General features: G+C 72.2%; 13 protein-coding genes. 3 read left to right on the top strand and 10 right to left on the bottom strand.

All coding sequences use genetic code 11. The annotated features are described in order from the left end of the window. Positions 1-208: 208 nt before the first annotated feature. A complete protein-coding gene (locus C1N91_RS02150) occupies positions 209-1,708 on the bottom strand; it encodes a sugar transferase (protein ID WP_175415873.1) in 1,500 nt (499 codons plus the stop codon). Between the two features lie 74 nt (positions 1,709-1,782). Then, positions 1,783-4,464, bottom strand: a complete 2,682-nt coding sequence (locus tag C1N91_RS02145; protein ID WP_175415872.1) for a glycoside hydrolase family 2 protein — start codon at positions 4,462-4,464, stop codon at positions 1,783-1,785. A gap of 271 nt (positions 4,465-4,735) precedes the next feature. On the opposite strand from C1N91_RS02145, the gene C1N91_RS02140 reads away from it, so the two are divergent. Beyond that, the gene (locus tag C1N91_RS02140; RefSeq protein ID WP_137766406.1) at positions 4,736-5,134 is read left to right on the top strand and encodes a pilus assembly protein CpaE; all 399 of its coding nucleotides are present in this window, start codon (positions 4,736-4,738) and stop codon (positions 5,132-5,134) included. A gap of 63 nt (positions 5,135-5,197) precedes the next feature. Here C1N91_RS02140 and C1N91_RS02135 read toward each other — a convergent pair whose 3' ends face one another. Further along, positions 5,198-8,458 carry a DUF7507 domain-containing protein gene (locus tag C1N91_RS02135; RefSeq protein WP_175415871.1) on the bottom strand — a complete coding sequence of 1,087 codons (3,261 nt, stop codon included), beginning with the start codon at positions 8,456-8,458 and terminating at the stop codon, positions 5,198-5,200. Between the two features lie 200 nt (positions 8,459-8,658). Here C1N91_RS02135 and C1N91_RS02130 point away from each other — a divergent pair, with 200 nt between their 5' ends. Continuing rightward, positions 8,659-9,489: an aldo/keto reductase gene (locus C1N91_RS02130; protein ID WP_137766404.1), complete on the top strand. Its 831-nt coding sequence runs from the start codon at positions 8,659-8,661 to the stop codon at positions 9,487-9,489. Between the two features lie 91 nt (positions 9,490-9,580). Here C1N91_RS02130 and C1N91_RS02125 read toward each other — a convergent pair whose 3' ends face one another. After that, positions 9,581-10,729: a class I SAM-dependent methyltransferase gene (locus C1N91_RS02125; protein ID WP_254678306.1), complete on the bottom strand. Its 1,149-nt coding sequence runs from the start codon at positions 10,727-10,729 to the stop codon at positions 9,581-9,583. 141 nt (positions 10,730-10,870) lie between these two features. Here C1N91_RS02125 and C1N91_RS02120 point away from each other — a divergent pair, with 141 nt between their 5' ends. Further along, complete coding sequence (locus C1N91_RS02120) at positions 10,871-11,527, top strand: GntR family transcriptional regulator (RefSeq protein WP_175415870.1); 657 nt, start codon at positions 10,871-10,873, stop codon at positions 11,525-11,527. Positions 11,528-11,856: 329 nt separating this feature from the next. On the opposite strand, the gene C1N91_RS02115 is transcribed toward C1N91_RS02120, so the two are convergent. The 6 genes from C1N91_RS02115 to dnaK all read right to left on the bottom strand — a co-directional run bounded on the left by C1N91_RS02115 (position 11,857) and on the right by dnaK (position 19,320). Beyond that, positions 11,857-13,812 carry a hypothetical protein gene (locus C1N91_RS02115; protein WP_137766402.1) on the bottom strand — a complete coding sequence of 652 codons (1,956 nt, stop codon included), beginning with the start codon at positions 13,810-13,812 and terminating at the stop codon, positions 11,857-11,859. Positions 13,813-13,887: 75 nt separating this feature from the next. Continuing rightward, positions 13,888-15,135 (bottom strand): hypothetical protein, encoded by a 1,248-nt coding sequence (locus C1N91_RS02110; RefSeq protein WP_137766401.1) that lies wholly within the window; start codon positions 15,133-15,135, stop codon positions 13,888-13,890. 66 nt (positions 15,136-15,201) lie between these two features. After that, positions 15,202-15,627 carry a heat shock protein transcriptional repressor HspR gene (locus tag C1N91_RS02105; protein WP_137768613.1) on the bottom strand — a complete coding sequence of 142 codons (426 nt, stop codon included), beginning with the start codon at positions 15,625-15,627 and terminating at the stop codon, positions 15,202-15,204. Positions 15,628-15,751: 124 nt separating this feature from the next. Next, positions 15,752-16,756, bottom strand: a complete 1,005-nt coding sequence (locus C1N91_RS02100; RefSeq protein ID WP_137766400.1) for a DnaJ C-terminal domain-containing protein — start codon at positions 16,754-16,756, stop codon at positions 15,752-15,754. Between the two features lie 24 nt (positions 16,757-16,780). Then, positions 16,781-17,452 (bottom strand): nucleotide exchange factor GrpE, encoded by a 672-nt coding sequence (locus tag C1N91_RS16930; protein WP_254678305.1) that lies wholly within the window; start codon positions 17,450-17,452, stop codon positions 16,781-16,783. A gap of 2 nt (positions 17,453-17,454) precedes the next feature. Next, positions 17,455-19,320 (bottom strand): molecular chaperone DnaK, encoded by a 1,866-nt coding sequence (dnaK, locus tag C1N91_RS02090; RefSeq protein ID WP_137766399.1) that lies wholly within the window; start codon positions 19,318-19,320, stop codon positions 17,455-17,457. Positions 19,321-19,524: the final 204 nt, after the last annotated feature.

The raw sequence follows: 19,524 nt of genomic DNA, 5'->3' as shown, positions 1-19,524 counted from the left end.
GAACAGGTCGCCGTGTTGCGTGTCTCCGTCGACCCGCACGGCGGAAGTCCGTCGTCCCGCAATCGTAACCCGACCAGACGACGAAGCACAGGTCGGGGGCTGGACGGACACCGGACGCACAGGCAGCACCCCCGGAAGCCGCTGCGTTCCGGGGGTGCGCCGTTCCGACCGAGGGTCAAGGCACGGCCGGAGTCAGGAGGCACGGCACTCAGTAGGCGCCGCGCGAGCGCAGGACGGACGGGACCGTCCGCGCCAGGATCACGATGTCGTGCAGGAAGGACCAGTTCTCGACGTAGTGCAGGTCGAGTCGGACTCCCTCGGCCCAGTCGAGGTCGGACCGCCCGCTGACCTGCCAGAGCCCGGTCATGCCCGGGGTGACGAGGAGTCGACGATCGGCGAAGTCCTCGTAGACCGCGACCTCGCAGGGCAACGCGGGACGGGGGCCGACCAGGCTCATCGTGCCGGTGAGCACGTTCCACAGCTGCGGGAGTTCGTCGAGCGAGGTCCGCCGGAGGAACGCGCCGACCCGGGTGACCCGAGGGTCCTGTCGCACCTTGAACAGTGGGCCGGAACCCTCGTCGAGCGCGGCGAGCTCCGCGACGCGGTCTTCGGCGTCGGTGCACATGGTCCGGAACTTGCAGATGCGGAACGGCTGACCACCCCGACCGATGCGCTCCTGTCGGAACAGGACCGGACCGCCGTCATCGAGGCGGATCGCGAGCGCGACGGCCACGAACACCGGTGCGAGCACCGTGAGACCGATCACCGCACCGAGCACGTCGAGCGCCCGCTTGCCCGGGCGGCAGCGGTAGTCCGGGGTCTCCACGTGCATCAGCGGCAGTCCGTCGACGGGGCGTTCGTGCACCCGGTCCGCGGCGATGTCCGCCAACGGCGAGGAGACGACGAGTTCGATGCCCCGTTCCTCGAGCTGCCACCCGAGACGCCGCAGCCGCTCGTGCCCGCCGGGGATCGCACCGGCGACGATCACCGCGCTGACGTCCAGCGCGGTGGCGACGTCGAGCACGTCGTCGACGCGACCGGCGACGGGGACCTCGTCCGGACCGAGGACCAGCGAGGACTCAGCGTCCGGTGCGTCGACGGCGACGGCAGCCACTCGGTAGCCCGCGGCCGGTGTGGCCGCGACGCGACGTCCGACGTAGCGGACGTCCGCCGGGTCACCGACGACGAGGACGTCCTGCAGCAGCTCGCCGCGGGCCCGACGCCGCGCGAGGACGGTGCGAGCGTTCCGGCGCCCCACCGCGAGCAGGAACGTGCCGAGCGGGAAGGCGATCGCGACGTAGCCTCGCGCGAGGTCGAGCTGGACGGCGTAGGCGACGACGGCGACGACCGCGCACGTGGTCAGGCTCGCGAGCAGGACACGGCGGTACTCCTCGCCGCCGACACCCACGATCCGGGGTTCCCGAGTGCGGAACCCCGCGAGCAGGGCGGCCCAGAGCAGGACGACCGCGGGGCCGGTGGCGGTCTCGAGCCAGCCGGGCGCGGACGGCACGAGGAGTCGTTCGCCGGGGAAGCGGATGCCGTGGGCGATCCAGAACGTCACGACCAACAGCAGCAGGTCGACGACGGCGACGGCTCGCGAGTAGTCGCCGAACCAGCCACCGACCGCGCGGTGCAGCTGGCCACGATCGGCCGCCGGCCCGGCACCGGACTGCGAACTCGTTGCAGGACGACGGACTGCGATCGACACCGGCGGGCCCCTCGTTCGACGGCCGCGGCCAGAGGAGGCACGCGGATGACGTAGTACGTCACCCGACAAGCATATCAGTTTCGGATATCACCTGCGAGCACCCGGTCCAACGTCCAGGTGACCGGAGACTCGTCGAGTGCACCGAGCTGCGCGGCCGCCAGGCCACGCAAGCGGAATCCGACGCGCTCCCCGGGCAGCAGGGTCATGAAGCCGCGGTCCACCGTGCCGGTCGGCGCGAGGCGGTCCGGCTGGAACAGCAGGTCGCGCACGAGCGAGTCCGCCTCGACGACCAGGTCGTGGCCGTCCCCGTCGGGTGCCGGCGTCACCGAGGTCCGGTACCGCGCCGGCTGCCAGCGCATCTCGCGGTCAGGCGACGGGGTCCACACCGCACGGTGCCAGTCCATGTCCGCGACGACCAGCTCGTTCGTCGGGTCGTCGACGACGCCCACCGACTCCGGCAGCGCCACGACGGCGACCCCGGAGGCCGACAGCTGCACGGGCAGCGTGACCTCGGCGAGGATCGCCCCCGACAGCGCGATCCGCCGTACCCGGACGACGCTGTCCAGACCGGAGCGCGACGACCGGACGGCGACCTCGATCGGCGCGTTGCCGAAAGCGCCCGGTGAGACACCGAGCGAGAGCGTGTCCGCGAGCTCGGCCGTCTCGCCGTCGTGGGTCGACCGGTCGGGGTGATCCGTGCCTCCCGGCCGGTCCTCGCCGTCCGTGGGACCGGCGGCCGACGTGCGGGCGGCGACCGGGCGGATCGTCAGCAGCACGTCGTCGTACAGGCGGCGTAGCTCGTGCGCGAGCGGCTTCAGCCGCCCCGCGGAGTCGATCGCGGACCACGAGGACACCGGCCACAGGTCGTTGAGCTGCCAGATCACGACCCCGGTGCAGCGCGGCCAGTGCGTGCGCCAGTGCTCGACGCCGGTCGCGATCGCACGGGTCTGCTGCAGCTGCGTCAGGTAGTGCCAGCGGTCGAGGTCCGCCGGGTCCACGGTGCCGAAGCGCGGCGCGATGCCGCGCGCGAGCTTCCCCATGCCGTCGTCGGCCTTCTGGTGGTGGACGACACCGGGCGAGTCGACGCGCATCGGCTCGTCGGCGACCGCGTCGCGCAGCGTGCGCCACGCGGGCGGGGCCTGCCAGCCGAACTCGGAGACGAACCGCGGCACGGAGTCGCGGTAGTGGTCGTCGGACAGCCGGTTCCAGACGTCCCACGAGTGGTGCGTCTCGTGGTCGACGTGGTTCGCCGGCAGGCTCTCCGACCCCGACCACGGCGAGGCGACCGTGTAGAAGCGCGACGGGTCGACCGCGTCCACGATCGTCGGCAGCAGGTCGAGGTAGTAGTCGAGGCCCCAGCCGCGATCACCGAGTTCCTCGGCCCAGCCGTCGGCGTCGTGCAGCCAGATGTTCTCGTTGTTGCCGTTCCACACGACGAGCGACGGGTGTCCGGCGAGGCGGGCGACGTTGTCCCGGGCCTCGGCGATGACCTCGCTGCGGATCGGCTCGACCTCGGGGTAGGCGGAGCAGGCGAACGGGAAGTCCTGCCAGACGAGCAGGCCGAGTTCGTCGCACACGTCGTAGAAGTCGTGCGACTCGTACACGCCGCCGCCCCAGACGCGCACGAGGTTCACGTGCAGGTCGGCAGCGGCGCGCAGCCGGTCCTCGATGCGGGCGCGGTCCACACGGGACACGATGACGTCGTCCGGGATCCAGTTGACGCCCCGGACGTCGACCACGGTGCCGTTCACCACGACCGTGAAGGGCTTGCCGATCTCGTCCTCGGCGGTGTCGATGCGGGTCGACCGGAAACCGGTGCGGCTCGTGCGGCGGTCGAGGACCTCGCCGTCGACCGTCTGCAGCTCGACCGTGACGTCGTACTGCACCTGCTCCCCGTACCCGCGCGGCCACCAGCGGCGGACGTCCGGCACCCGCACCGTGACGACGGTCTCGTCGCTCTGCGGGGTCAGCTGCGCACGGGAGCGCTGCCGGGTCGTCCCACCGTCGACGGTCGGCCCGCTGACGGTCACGACGAGCACGAGGTCGTCGTCCTCGCCGTCCTGGTCGAGGTCGTTCATGCCCGAGCGCTCGACGGTGATGTGTGCGTCGAGCACGCCCTCGCCGGCCTCGACGTCGACGAGCGGTCGGACCTCGGCGAGCCGTGCGGTGGACCAGCGCTCGATCGCGACCGGCCGCCACGGCCCGCTCGTGACCGCCGTCAGTCCCCAGTCCCAGCCGAAGTTCGACGCCATCTTGCGCACGTAGGGGAACGGCTCGTCGTACGGTCCGGGCATCGACCCGGCGCGGGCGGCGACCCGACCGGCCTCGCGGTACGGCGACTCGAACAGCAGCTCGAGCTCACGCTCGCCCGTCACACCGGGCACGTCGTTGAGGTCGAAGCGGTAGCGGCGGTGCATGTTCCGCGTGGTGCCGACGACGACGCCGTCCAGGCTGAGCTCGGCGACCGTGTCGAGCCCCTCGCACACCAGGTCGACGCGCTCGAAGCCCCGCGGGGCGACGTCGACGGTGCGGCGGTACGACCAGTCCGCGCGGCCGACCCAGGCGGCAGCGGCCTCGTTGCGGTCGTACCGCGGGTCGGCGACGATCCCCTCGCGCTCGAGGTCGGTGTGCACCTGCCCGGGGACGGTCGCCCTCATGGTGCGTCCCACGATGCCTTCCGGCGCGCCGACCGGCGGCTCGTCGCCCGCGATCGCCACGGTCCAGTCGTCGCGGAGTTCCTCGCGCTCGAGGGTCATGCGGGTCCTTTGCTGGGCGGACGGGTTCGGTGCGGACGAGCGGCGCGGGCGTCGGCGGGGACCGGCGTCCGGACGCCGGCTCGCGGTCGTGCCCGTGGCCGTGGACGGCCTGGAGGCGCGGCACCGGTTGCTCGGCATCGTCGCGTCCGCGCGCGCGGACGATCGCTCGCCGTACGCGGGGTGCTCGGCGATGCTAGTACGCGGACCTTGCCGTGCGCCTCCGCCCGGCGGCGGAACCGCGCTCGGCGGCGGCACGTGGCAGGGTGGTGCCGTGATCACCGTCGACACCGCCAAGGCCCTCCGCGACGCCGGGCTCCGCTGGCACCCCGCGACCGGGGACCGCTTCGTCATCGACAAGCCGGGCGTCGACGACGACGTCTACACGGTCTCCGAGATGACCGTCGAGCGGCACGACTACCCATCCGGCACCGTGCTCGGGTTCAACGGCACGACCGAGTGGGCGCTCGACTCGGTGTCCGCGACCGAGGCCCTGTGGCTCCCGCGCGAGGACCAGCTGCGCGAGCTGCTCGGGCCGGCGTTCGTCTCGCTCGCGGCGGGCTTCACCGTGACCGCGACGATCGACGGCGAGTGGCGGGAGTTCACCGGCGCCGACGCTGCGGAGACCTACGGCTCCGCACTGCTGGCGTACATCGCGGCCGCGCTGGCCTGAAGCGGGCGCCGGCCTGAGCCGAGCGCGGACCCGGGTCGCTCCCGACCCGGGTCCGTTCCCCGACTACTCCTCGCCGTGGCCCGCGCCGCGGTCCCCGGCGGCACCCTGCGCAGGCGGTCCCGTCCGGTCCGTCCGACGTCGCATGACGACGAGGGCCGTCCCGAGCAGCACCAGGCCGAGCGCTCCGACGAGTCCGCCGGCGACGGCCGTGGTGCCGGTGAAGGCCAGCGCCGCCGGGGTGCCCGCCGCCCCGGCGGCCGCAGGGGCCTCGACCCGGACCTCGTCGTGTCGGACGGGGGACGCGACCGCCACCGGCCACGCGTCGTCCGCCGGGGTCGACGAGCCGGTCCGGTGGTGCGCCGTGACGGTCCCCGTCTGCGTGGTGTCCGAGCCGCCCCCGACGTGCTCGGACTCGCCGTCCGCGCGGCTCACCCGCCCCGCGACCTCGGTGGTGAACCGGACCACCCCGGCGCGGACGTCCGCTGCCGTCACGGTGTGGAACGCCCCGTCGCAGGTCGTCGCACCGCCCGGCTGGAGCGTCCGGTCCGCGCAGTCGAGCACGTCCGCGTCCACACCCCGGAGCCCGTGCACGACGAGGTTGCCGGTGTGTCGCACCGTCCCGCGGACCGCGATCCGGTCGCCCTCGTGGACTGCTCCGGTGACCGGACGCGCCTCGCCGTCGCGAGCGCGTTCGACCACGGTCGTGCGCAGGTCGAGGACGTTCCCGGCACGGAGGCCGACCCGGACGTCGTCACGCGCGTCGACGGCGGACCCGGTCGGGTCGGTCGCCGACGCGGCGAGCACGAACGGCACGACCCCGCGTTCGACATCGTCCTGCGTCAGCACGTGGTCCGGGACCGTGCAGGAGACCGTCCCACCCGGTGCCAGCGTCGCAGTGGGACACGTCACCGGCGCGTCGGCCGACTCGACGAGCTCGGCCCTCAGGTCGCGCAGCGTGACGTTGCCCGCGTTCCGGAGCTCGACGGCGACCTCGACGTGGTCGCCGGGACGCGGCAGCCGGTCGTCGGTACCGGCAGCACCGGACCCTCCGGATCCATCCGAGCCACCGGAGCCACCGGACCCACCGGAGCCACCGGAATCGACGGTCGCCAGGTGCGCCGTGAGCGTCGCGCCGAGCACCGGCAGCCGTTCGACGTCCACGCCCGTCACCGGGTGGGCCTCGGCGCTCTGCCCGTCGGGGCCGATGCCCCGCGCCGTGAAGGCGACGTCGAGCCGCCCGGCGTCGACCTCGGCCTGGGACAGGTGGTGCGACCCGACCGTGCAGGTCACGACAGCCCCTGGCGCGAGGTCCCCGGTCGGGCAGTCGACGTCGAGGTCCGGACGGCCTTCGGCGAGCGCGGTGAGGTCGTGCAGGGTGGTGTTCCCGGTGTTGCGGAGGACGAGCCCGAGGCGCACCTCGTCGCCCGCGACGGGGACGGACCCCGCGCCGGGCACGATCGACGCGGTCGCCGTCGCGGTGACGGCGTTGCGCCGCGGGAGCGGGACGTCGGTCGACGTGTCCGTCCGGACCTCGGCGCCGTCCGGGGCACGGCCGGCGACGGGAGCGGCGAAGCCGAGTGAGCCGCCGTCGATGTCCTGCTGGGTGAGCCGTGCAGCCCCCGAGACACGGCAGTCCTCGTCCGCGCTCGGTGCGAGCGGGGCCGCAGGGCACGACACCGTGAACTCCTCCCGGTCGTCGACGGCGGCGGCGATGTCGTGCAGCGTGACGTTCCCGGTGTTCGCGACCCGGAGTTCCAGCGTCACCTCGTCGCCCGGGTTCGGCTCGTGGTCGTCCCGGTGCGCGGTGAGCACCCCGGCCACCGAGGGTGCGGCCGCGGGGGTCGGGGCGCTCGCCGACGTGGTGGCATCGACCGGGGCACCGGAGCGCGCGGTGGCGGTGGCGCGGACGGCATCGTCGATCCGTCCCCGGTCGAGGTCGGCCTGCACGACGGGTCGACTCGGCGAGGTGCAGAGCGTGGACGCTCCCGGCGCGAGGTCGGTCGCGGCACAGGTGCTCGTGCCCGCGGTCCCGACCACACCGAGGTCGTGCACCGGGGCGTTCCCGGCGTTGCGCACCGTCGTGGCGAACGCGATCTCCTCGCCCAGGTCGGCGACCGCGTCGTCGCCCGTCAGCACCGGTTCCTCGGTGGCTTCCAGGGCGTTCTGCTCGGGCAGGAACGTCACGCTCGCCGGGTCCGGCAGGTCGATCCCGCGGTGGGCCTCGACGTCGCCCGCAGCGAGCGTGTAGGTCCCCGCGCGGTCCGCGGTCACGTCGAAGGACACGGCACAGTCGACCGCGTCCGTGGCCAGGTCCCCGTGCACGCTCAGCAGGTCACCGCCAGGCTCGGCGGTCACCGCTCCACCGGTGCAGGTGCTCTCGAGCCGCGGGGTCCGCGCGATGCGCAGGCCCGCGGGGAGGCGCTCCGCGTACGACCAGCCGGGCTTCGACCCGAGCTCCGACGTGTTCACGACCCTGGCGGTCATGCGGGCGGTGTCTCCGACGACCGGCGTCCCGGCGAAGGCGTTCGCCAGGCGCGGTGTCGTGTCGAGGACCGACACCCCGTCGATCGCGCCGTCGTTGCCGTCGAACGCCGTCTGCTGGTTCCGGAGCCGCCACTGCACGGTGTCGCCGTCGAAGAGCAGACCGCCGGGTGAGACGAACGAGCCCGCCCTGATCTGCTCGCCGCCGACGGTGTACGTCTGCGCGCGTCGGTCCGTGCACGGGTCGATCGGCCCCGAGACGGGGCGCTCCTCGCCGCGGTCCACGAGCGAGAACGCGAGCTTCGGGTGCGCGACGTCACAGGACGCCGCGGCCGCCGCGACCCCGAACGAGACGAAGCGACCGGTCTGGCCGAGCGGCGTCGCAGCGGTCGGCTGCACCTGCACGGCGTCCGCGGGCATCCGCCGGTCCAGGGTCCAGGCGCTGACGGCGTGGTTCGACCTCGGGTCCGTCCCGGTCACGGTGCCGAGGACGGTCGCGAGCGTCCGGAGCTGCGGGTTCGCAGCGCAGGCGGCGAGGTCGCGGCTCGTCTGGCTGGTCAGGACGCCGTTGCACTGCTGCGCGTCGATCCACCGCGGGTCCGCCGTGTAGCGCTGCCCGGTGCGCCCCACGTACTGGTCGAGCATCACCGGCGTGGTGGACATGCCGTGCTCGAAGTCCTCCGAGGCACGGACGACGGGCGCGGCGTTCGCCCCGGTCGCTTCGGGCATCGCCCCGCGGAACGGCGCGACTCCCCCTCCGGCCGGGCCCGGCTCGTCGGTCGCGGCAGCGGCCCGGTCGGACGGCGTTCCGACGAGTGCGGCGACCAGGCAGAGTGCGGTCACGAAGACCACCCCGACCGGTGATGTTCTGTGTTCTACGTACATTCTCCCGCTTGTACCGGCTGCGGCCCCACCTGTCCGCCCGCTTGCAAACCGGATCGAGCGAGCGGACCCCGGTCCGGTTCGCGCACTCCGCACCGGTCGACCCGCCCGGCTGAGCGTTGCCGGAATGCCTCCTGGGACCCGTTTGGTTGCATGGCGGCATGACCGTTCCGAACATCACCCTGAACGACGGCAAGACCATCCCGCAGCTCGGCTTCGGCGTCTTCCAGATCGACCCTTCGGACACGAAGGAGGCCACCCTCACCGCGCTCGAGGTCGGCTACCGCCACATCGACACCGCCGAGATGTACGGCAACGAGAAGGAGGTCGGCGAGGCCATCGAGGCGTCCGGCATCCCACGCGAGGAGATCTTCGTCACCTCGAAGCTCAACAACGGGTTCCACGACCCCGAGGCCGCACTCGAGAACGGCAAGAAGTCGGCCGACCTGCTCGGCGGCTACACCGACCTGTTCCTCATCCACTGGCCGCTGCCCACCGTCTCGGACTTCGTCCCGACGTGGAAGGCGATGGAGGAGCTCTACCGCGGCGGCACGGCCCGCTCGATCGGCGTGAGCAACTTCCAGGCGCACCACCTCAACCGCCTCGCCGCCGAGACGACGATCACCCCGGCCGTGAACCAGATCGAGGTGCACCCGTACCTCGTGCAGGAGGAGCTCCGCGCGTACGACCGCGAGCACGGCATCGCGACCGAGGCATGGTCGCCGATCGCACAGGGCCTCGTGCTCGACGACGAGACCATCACGCGGATCGCCGGGAACACCGGCAAGACCCCGGCGCAGGTCGTCCTCCGCTGGCACATCCAGCGCGGTGACATCGTCTTCCCGAAGTCGGTCACCCGCTCGCGTGTCGAGGAGAACTTCGCGATCTTCGACTTCGAGCTCTCCGACGAGGACATGACCGCGATCACCTCGCTCGACAAGGGCCACCGCACCGGACCGGACCCGGACACGTTCGACTACGTGCCGGCCTGACCGGCCCGGGTCGCGTCCTGACGTGACCACCTGACGGACGGGAGGCCCGTGGCTGCGCAGCCACGGGCCTCCCGTCCGTCCGTGGCCGGTCTCAGGACGTGACGCGGGACGCGGTCACGGTGAAGCGGGACGTCCGCACCACCTGCCGCGTCGGACCGACGGTCCGCTCGAGGTCGGCGCGGTAGCGCAGGTGGCCGTTCCAGACGCACCAGAGCTCGCCGTCCTGCTGCAGGATGCGGGCCGCGTTCCGGAACATCGCCGCCGCCGCGTCGGTGCTGACGCTGGTGCCGTCGTGGAACGGCGGGTTGCAGAGCACGAGCTTCGCCGAGCCGCTGTCGAGCTCGTCCCCCGCATCGGTCCGCGCGGTGACCACCCGGTCGCCGACGCCGTTGCGGTCCGCGGTCACGCGGGTCGACGCGACGGCGACGCTCGAGACGTCGGTCGCCACCACCCGGATCGACGGCCGACGGCGCGCGAGCACGGTCGCGATCGTGCCGTTGCCGCACCCGAGGTCGACCGCCTGGCGCGCGGACGGGACCGCGTCGTCGACCACGTCGAGGAGCACCCGGGTGCCGAGGTCGAGCGACGCCCCGGCGAACACGCCGCCGTGCGCCGCGATCGTGATGCCGAGCTCGTCGTTGTGCACCGTGCGCGGCCAGGGCGCGGTCACGTCCGCGCGCGCGGCGGCCGCGTGCAGGGGGTCCTGTGCGATGAGGAGTCGGGACTTCGCGCGTCCGCGTGACGCCGTGACCTCGCCGAAGTACCGGCGCAGGACGTCGTTCTGCGACAGGGTCATGTGCTTGACGCGGCCGCCGCAGACCACGACGACGTCGGGAGCCGCCCACCGGGCGATCGCGCGCGCGACCTCGTCGAGCCGGTCGTTCGACTTCGGCAGCCGGAGGAGCACGAGCCGGACGTCGCGGAAGGCGTCCTCGAGCGTCGCCGGGTGGTGGAAGCCCCGACGCCCGAAGGTGCCGGCGTTGGCGGTGAGGGCACGCTCCCCCACCAGGGAGTCCTGCACGACGCGGATGTCGCTCGAGCCGTGCAGAGCCAGGAGTCCGAGCGTCAGCACGCCGTACCGGTCGTCGACCACGGCGACCTCGCCCGGCTGCCGGAGCGCGTCACCGTGCAGGAACGGCGCCTCGTCGAGCATGAAGCGGTCCGTGCCGTCGATCGCGACGATGTCCGGCTGGTCGCCGTCGGAACGGCGCCGGAAGTGGTCTGCGAAGTCGAACGGCACCGGCCAAGGCTACCCACACCACCCTCACGGGGCGTCGCGACCGGACAACGTCGGTATATCACCGGTCTGCTCTGGTATCCCATGGCCCTACAGTCAGATGCACCGCCCGGACGGGGTGGGACGACGGTGCGAGAGGGGCCGATGTTCGCTTCGCCAGACGCCGGGGTGCGGCCCCGGCTCCGAGACCAGGCCAGGGAGCGACTCCGCGCCGAGATCATGGGCGGGGTGCTCGCCCCGGGCACCCTGCTCGACGACGACGAGCTGGCCGGCCGACTGCGCTGTTCCCGCACGCCGGTGCGCGAGGCGCTGTCCGACCTCGGGCACCTCGGGCTGGTCGAGTTCCGTGCCAACCGGTACACGAGGGTGACCGTCCCCCGACGCGAGGACCTCGTGCCGACCCTGCAGGCGCTCGGGCTGCTCTTCGGCGGACTCGTGCGCACGACGATCCCCGAGTTCGACGATCGCCGACGCGCCCTGCTCTTCCGCCGGCTCGGGCTCCTGCTCGACTGCATGGCGGAGACCCGCTGGGAGTGGGGCGCCGACGCCGTGACGCCGGTCTACCGGTCGTTCATCGCGGAGTGCGACAACCCGTTGCTCGCCGCGACGCTGAGCGGCGCGCTCGACGGCCTGACCTACCGACTGCGCCACGACGACGTCCGTGCTGCACTGCCGTGGGAGCACATCCGCAACGGCCTCGTGGCGCTGCGCATCGCGGTGGACAGCCGCGACGGGCGACTGGCGGAGCGGGCGTCCTGCCGGATCCACCTGCTGCCGGACCCGGACCGGAAGGACCGCTGAGGTGTGCGGCGCCTGCCTGCGCACGGTGATCGACCGGATCCGTGCCGGGCGACCGGGTCGCTGCAGACCGGTCGACCCGGAGCTCGAGCTGCCCACCGTGCCCCGGTGCGGGAGCATGACGGCGCGCGCCGCGGAGCGGAACGAACCGCCCGCACCCTGACGTCGCGCGGCGCGAGCCCGTCGGCCACGCGACCGGCCACTGCGCCGTCGTCACTCTGCCGCTGTCACCGTGCCGCCGTCGGGGGCTGTGTGCTCGGGCACGCGTCCTCGGACGCAGACGAGCCCGCGGGCCGCTCGGGCACCGCGGGCTCGTCCGCCTCGACCTCCGGTCAGCTGCCGGAGAGCGACACCGTCGCCGTCGTGGTGTTCGCGCCACGCCCGGTGGCGATCGCCTCGATCACCTGGTCGCGGACCGGCAGCGGAGGTGTCGACACCGCCCACTGACCGTCCGCGCCCGCGGTGACCGATCCCAGGTCGCTGCCGGGCACACCCCGCTCTGCGAGCCGGACGACCGCACCGGGGACGGCGACCCCGCTGATCCGGACGCTCGGGAACACCGGCGAGACGACGAACCCGTCACCCGGCGAGGTGATCCTGACGGCCGCCCCGTAGTCGACCTCGACGCCGATCGACTGCGGCGGCTGCCCGCTCGCGGTCTGCGTCGCCGTCAGCGACCAGACCCCACCGCGGTCCGGCGCTGCCGGCCGCACGGTCCACGTCCCGTCCTGCCCCACGGTCGTCGACCCGACCTCCGTCGACCCGTCCCGGAGCACGACCCGCGCACCGGCGACTCCGTGCCCGGACACGGTCGCCCGCTCGGTCACGTCGTCGGCGAACGTCACCGACGCGTCGAATGTCGGCGCGTCGACCTGCACGTCGACGGAGGTCCGGGCGAGCGACTGTTGTCCGGCGAAGGCCTCCACCTGCACCGTGTTGGTCCCGGCTCGCAGTCCGTCGACGTCGACCGTCCACGTCCCGTCGCTCGGCTCTACGCGCTGCGTCGTCTCCTGGCTGTTGCGCTCCCACGTGATCGTGATGCCGGTCGTGACGCCGGGAGCGGTGCCCTCCACCGTCGCCGTCCGCCGGGCGGTGTCGACCTCGGCGACCCGAGCGGTCAGGGGCTGGTCGGCCACGGTCGTGTCCGTCGTGGCGGTGGTGTCGAACGTGCCGCCGGTGAACGACCCGGAGAGGTGCCCCGTCATGCTGCTCGTGGTCGTCGTCACGTCGACCGGCGTCTCGACCCGCAGCCCGAACCGGAACTCCTGGTCCTGCGCGACGTCCCAGTTCCGCTGCCCGAGGTCGAAGGTGTAGGTCCGACCGTCACTCGAGCGCGACCCGTTCACGAGGCTGTCGCCGCCGAAGGAGCGCCACGAGGAGCCCGACCGGTACTCCCCGCGCTGGCTGTCCTGACCAGGCGCGAAGGTCGTCCCCGTCGGAGCGGTGAACTCGACACGACCCGACGGGGTCGTGAACGCTCGCTTCGGGGTGTACGTGCTGTACACGGTGGTCGCCTTCCCGCGCTCCAGGGTCGCCGACCCGCGGTCGCCGGTGATCTGGTCGGGCTGCACGGGGTCGACGATCGTCACCGACAACGCCTTCTGGTCCTTGTACGAGCCGTCGATGTACTGCTGGAACGTCCGGCTGTTCGCGCCGACGGAGAGTCCGGTCACGGTGTACGACCAGTTGCCGGACTGGTCGGCCGTCGTGACCTCGGACCCACCGATGCGGATCGAGGCCTTCGGCGTCGCCGTCCCCGTCACGCGGGCGGTCCGAGCGGCGTCGTCCTTGCTCACGACCGTCGCCGTCAACGATCGTGCGCTGTACGGCCGCGTCACCGATCCGAGTGCGGCCGGTTGCCGGGAGTTCCACCACCAGGAGACCCAGTCCTTCGCGGCCGAGTAGACCGCGCCGGCGTCGCGCGACTCCCCTTCGCGCCAGTCGGACGGCCACGGCACCGTGTACCCGTTCGTCGTGTCGACCAGGTCGAACACGCGCCCGCTCGAGTGGATGATCGACTTGCACCCCCAGACGAGTCCGGTGCAGACCGGGTTGGCGGTCACGACCAGACCCGACTGCTTCGCCTCGACCCGGACGCCGGTGGGGAGGTGCGGGTAGGCCAACTGCCGCGACTGCTCCGGGTCGGTCGCGAGGTCGCGGACGGTCCCGGCCTCGGCCCCGGTGCCGTCCTGGTCAGCCGCCGACGCAGCCGGCACTGGTCCTGCGAGGGCGGCGAGGGCGACGAGCCCCGCGACGAGGGCCGCAGCGATCGGTGGTCGTTCGTGCATCGTGTTCTCCTGTCGGTCAGGGCCCCGTGCGGGACCCTGACCAACCTACGGAGTCGGAATACCGCGTGTTACGTATCAGCCGCCGAGGAGTTCGAGGGTGGCCGACGTCGAGTTCGCACCACGCGACGTCGCCGTGGCCTGCAGTACGTGGTCACGCTGCGGCAGCGCCGGTGTCCGGATCGCCCACCGACCGTCCGCACCGGCCGTCGCGGAGCCGAGGTCGCTCCCGCTCACACCCCGTTCGGAGAGCCGCACGACGGCCCCCGGCGCCGCGGTCCCGCTGATCCTGACCGCCGGGAACGCCGGTGGGATGACGAATCCGTTCCCCGGCGAGGTGATGCGGACGGCCTGGCCGTAGTCGACGTCGATGCCGACGGTCTCCGGCCCCTGTCCCGCAGCCGTGTGGGTCGCGGTCAGGCGACGGACCCCGCCACGGTCGGGAGCGTCGATCCGCAACGACCACCGGCCGTCCGCCCCGACGGTCGTCTCGCCGACCGTAGACGTGCCGTCGACGAGCACCACGCGTGCGCCGGGGACGCCCGCACCGGCGACCAGCGCGCGCTGCGTGACGTCGTCGTCGAACGACACCGTGCCCGTGAACACGGGTCGGGTCTCCTCGATCCGGACGGTCACCCGTCGTTCGTCCCGGAACGAGCCGTCGACGTACTGCTGGTAGGTGCGGACGTTGTCGCCGACCGCGAGGTCCCGCAGCTCGTGGCTCCACCGGCCGGACGAGTCGACCCGTGCGACCTCTGCCCCGTCGACGCGGATCGACGCTCCCGGGGTCGCGGTCCCCTCGACGCGGGCCGTCCGGGCAGCGTCGTCCCGCGCGGTGACCTCGGCGGAGAGCGCCCGCGGCGTCACCGGACGCGTGATCGACCCGAGCGAGACCCCGGGGGACGTCTCGGTGTAGCAGCGGGAGCCGTCGCAGGCAGCGCTGAAGACGAGCCCGTCGGTGCGCGTCTCCCCCTCGGCCCAACCCGTCGGCCACGGGACGAGCGCGCCGTTCCGGGTGTCGACGGTGGTGCTGAACCCGGCGCTGAGGACGCGGATGGAGCTCTTGCACTCGGGCGCCAGGTCGCAGTGCGGTGTCGCCCGGACGGTGAAGCCCTCGGCGCCGACCGACACGGAGACGTCGGTGGGCGGGCTGGTGCGGATCGAGATCGCCTTCGTCGAGGCCTCGGTCGACGGCGCGGTCGACGCCCCGGTCGACGGGCTGCTGTCAGTCGCCGCGAACGCCGGACCGCTGACGCCGCTCGAGGCGAGGACGGCGGTGAGTGCGGTGCCGACGGCGATCGTGACGACGGATGGACGGGAACGCACGGAGTACCTCCTGAGATCGTGACTGGTGACCCGATCGGGTCGTTCGTCACGCTACGAAGGGCTCCGTCAGCCGTCAGTCGTCCTTCTGGCTGGTCGGTACAGCACAACGGCGGTGTTGCGCTGCGGCCGCACCCCGGCTCGCAGCGGCACCGCGGCACCCGTGGTCGTCGCCGCGAACACCCGCGCGCCCGGTCGACTGATCAACTGGTCAGCCAGCGCACGCTCGAGCTCCCGCACGCGGTCGCGGAGCGCCCGGTTCTCGTTCTCGAGCTCCAGCACGCGACGGATGCCCTCGAGCGAGACCCCCTCGCTGCCGAGCCGCGCGATCTCGCGCAGCTGCGCGACGTCACGCATCGAGTAGCGGCGGGAACCGCCGCGGGTCCGCCCGGGCACGACCAGGCCGAGCCGGTCGTACTGCCGCAGCGTCTGCGGGTGCATCTCCGCGAGTTCGGCCGCCACCGCGATCGCGAAGACGGGCGACTCCTCGTCCATGTCGGTCACGTCACGTCCCTTCCGTCGTCGGGTGGTCCTGGAAACAGTCTGGAGGCCCGGTGCGGCTTCCTGACGGAGCCGCACCGGGCCTCCAGACCGGTTCTCGTGCTGTTGCTGGTACCGCCTACCCGCGCGCCTTGGCGAGCAGGTCCTCGCGCGGGTCCTCGTCCGGCAGGGCGGCGCGGAGCGCCTCGACGGCCTCGCGCTGCTTGTCCGACAGGTGCGACGGCACCGCGACCTGGACGGTCGCGAGCAGGTCGCCCGTGCCGTTCTTCGTCGTGACGCCGCGGCCCTTGACGCGCAGGACGCGACCGGACGGGGTGCCCGGTGCGACCTTGAGCTTGACGGGCTCGCCGCCGAGGGTGGGGACCTGTATCGTCGCGCCGAGCGCTGCCTCGGCGAACGTCACGGGGACGTCCACGCGGAGGTGCTGCCCGTCGCGCTCGAACACCGGGTGCTTGCGGACGCTGACGGTGACCACCAGGTCACCGGCCTCGCCGCCGTCCGGGCTCGGCTCGCCCCGGCCGCGCAGGCGGATCTTCTGCCCGTCGGCGACACCCGCGGGGATGCGGACGTTCACCGGACGGCCGTTCCCCTGCGACAGCTTGACCGTGTCACCGGCGATCGCGGTGGTGAAGTCGAGGGTCGTCGACGCCGTGACGTCGCGTCCCTTCGTCGGCCCACCGAACCCGCGGAAGCCGCCGGACGACTGGCCGAAGCCCTGGCCGCCACCGAACATCCCGCCGAGGATGTCCTCGAAGCCGCCGGCACCGCCGCCGCGTCCGCCCTGGCCGAAGCGGACGCGCTGTCCGCCCTGCTGGCCGAACATCCCACCGAAGACGTCCTCGAACCCGCCGCCCTGGCCCGGGCCGCCCGCGGTGAAACGGGCGCCCGACCCCATGGCGCGGACCTGGTCGTACTCGGCGCGCTGCTCCTTGTCGGAGAGCACCGAGTACGCCTCGCTGATCTCCTTGAAGCGGGCCTCGGCGGCGGCGTCACCCGGGTTGGAGTCCGGGTGGAACTGCCGCGCGAGCTTCCGGTAGGTCTTCTTCAGCTCAGCGTCGCTCGCCGTCTTGTCGACGCCGAGGACCTTGTAGAAGTCCTTGTCGAACCAGTCCTGACTGGCCATGAATCCCTACCTCCTTCCCGTGCCTCAGGCGGGGACCGCGACGGCGACCTTGGCCGCACGGATGACGCGCTCGCCGAGCTTGTAGCCCGGCTCGACGACGTCCGCCACGGTCTGGCCGGTCGCGCCCGGCGTCGGGAGCTGCACGATCGCCTCGTGCACGTTCGGGTCGAAGGGCTCGCCCTTCTCACCGATCTGCTCCAGCTTGAACTTGCCGAAGCCACCTCGGATCTTCTGCGCGATGACCTGCATGGGGCCCTCGGCGAGGTCGCCGTGGGCCTCGGCGCGGCTGAGGTCGTCGAGCGCGGGCAGCAGGGCCCGCACGACCTCGGCGATGACGGCGTCGCGGTTCGCCTCGCGGTCGCGCTCGACGCGCTTCCGGAAGTTCACCAGCTCGGCCTGCGCACGGAGCATGTCGGCGCGCATGTCGGCGACGAGGTCGCGGTCGGCCTGGCTCAGCTTGTCCTCTTCGATCCCGCGGGCGGCGTCGTCGAGCAGGGCCTGGTCCTCCGGGGAGAGGTCGCTGGCGTCGTCGGCCACCGCCTGGTCAGCGCTCGGGCCGGCGGCGGGGCCGTCCGTGGGGAGTTCCACGTCCGGCCCCTCCGCCTCGATGAGGTCCTCGGGCTCCTGTGCGTTGGTGGCGTCGCCCTCGACCTGGGGCTCGTCCTCGTTCGGCACGTTGTCCTTGGGGTCCGCCATCGTTACTTCTTGTCCTTGTCGTCCTCGTCGTCCACGACCTCGGCGTCGACGATGTCCTCGTCGTCCTGCGTCGCCTGGTCGCCGGCCGGCTGCTCGCCACCGGCAGCGGCGCCCGCATCCTGCTGGCTGTAGATGGCCTGACCGAGCTTGCCCTGCGACTCGTTGAGCTTGTCGAAGGCGGTCTTCACGGCCTCGTCGTCGTCACCCGCGAGGGCCGACTTGAGCCCGTCGACGTCCGCCTGCACCTCGGACTTGACGTCCGCGGGGAGCTTCTCGTCGTTCTCCTTGATGAGCTTCTCGATCGAGTAGACGAGCTGCTCGGCCTGGTTGCGACGCTCGTTGGCCTCGCGGCGGGCCTTGTCCTCGGCGGCGTGCTCCTCGGCCTCGCGGACCATGCGCTCGATGTCCTCCTTCGGCAGCGACGAGCCGCCGGAGATGACCATCGACTGCTCCTTGCCGGTGCCCTTGTCCTTCGCGGACACGTGCACGATGCCGTTCGCGTCGATGTCGAACGTGACCTCGACCTGCGGGACACCACGGGGAGCGGGGGCGATGCCGGTCAGCTCGAAGGTACCGAGCGGCTTGTTGTCGCGGGTGAACTCGCGCTCGCCCTGGAAGACCTGGATCGCGACCGACGGCTGGTTGTCGTCGGCCGTGGTGAAGGTCTCGCTGCGCTTGGTCGGGATCGCGGTGTTGCGGTCGATGAGCTTCGTCATCAGGCCACCCTTGGTCTCGATGCCGAGGGACAGCGGGGTGACGTCGATGAGCAGGACGTCCTTGCGCTCGCCCTTCAGGACACCGGCCTGCAGCGCGGCACCGACGGCGACGACCTCGTCCGGGTTGACGCCCTGGTTCGGCTGCTTGCCACCGGTCAGGCTCTTGACGACCTCGGCCACGGCGGGCATGCGGGTCGAACCACCGACGAGCACCACGTGCGCGATGTCGTTGACGCTGACACCCGCCTCCTTGATGACGTCGTTGAACGGCTTCTTCGTGCGGTCGAGCAGGTCCGAGGTCATCTGCTCGAACTGGGCGCGCGAGATGGTCTCGTCGAGGTTCAGCGGGCCCTCGGCCGTCAGCGTCAGGTACGGGAGCTGGATGTTCGCCGACATCTGCGACGAGAGCTCCTTCTTCGCCTGCTCGGCGGCCTCCTTCAGGCGCTGCTTCGCGATCTTGTCCGTGGACAGGTCGACGCCGTGCTCGTCCTTGAACTTCTTGACGAGGTGGTCGACGATGCGCTGGTCCCAGTCGTCGCCGCCGAGGCGGTTGTCGCCCGAGGTCGCGCGGACCTGGATCGTGGAGAAGTCGTCGTCCTTGCCCACCTCGAGCAGGGAGACGTCGAACGTGCCGCCACCGAGGTCGAAGACCAGGATGAGCTCGTCCTCCTTGCCCTTGTCGAGGCCGTACGCCAGCGCGGCCGCGGTCGGCTCGTTGATGATGCGGAGGACGTTGAGGCCGGCGATCTCACCGGCGTCCTTCGTGGCCTGGCGCTCGGCGTCGTTGAAGTACGCCGGGACGGTGATGACCGCGTCGGTGACGTCCTCGCCGAGGTACTGCTCGGCGTCGCGCTTGAGCTTGCCGAGGGTACGGGCGGAGATCTCCTGCGGCGTGTAGCTCTTGCCGTCGATGTCGACCTTCCAGTCGGTACCGATGTGGCGCTTGACGCTCGCGATGGTGCGGTCGACGTTCGTGACGGCCTGGCGCTTCGCGGTCTCGCCGACCAGGACCTCGCCGTCCTTCGTGAACGCGACGATCGACGGCGTGGTGCGGAGACCCTCGGCGTTCGCGATGACGGTGGGCTCGCCACCCTCGAGAACGCTGACGACCGAGTTCGTGGTGCCGAGGTCGATGCCTACTGCACGTCCCATGTGTTGGTGCTCCTTCGGTTGGGGTGCTGTCTTGCTGAAGCCTACGCGGAGTTGCGTCCGCTGCACTCAAGTTTACTCAGGGTCCGTCGGGAGTCAAGTGGGCAGGGGCGAAGTTGCGTCGGGGTGGCGCAAGTCTTCGTAGTCATCACACTCGGCATGCTTACAGCGTGTGCATGTGATATTTATTACTCCTTGTGTGAGACG

It is taken from the genome of Curtobacterium sp. SGAir0471 (genome assembly GCF_005490985.1).
Taxonomy (GTDB): Bacteria; Actinomycetota; Actinomycetes; order Actinomycetales; family Microbacteriaceae; genus Curtobacterium.
Note: the sequence above shows the minus strand (reverse complement) of the source record. Positions and strands in the feature narration are given on the sequence as shown.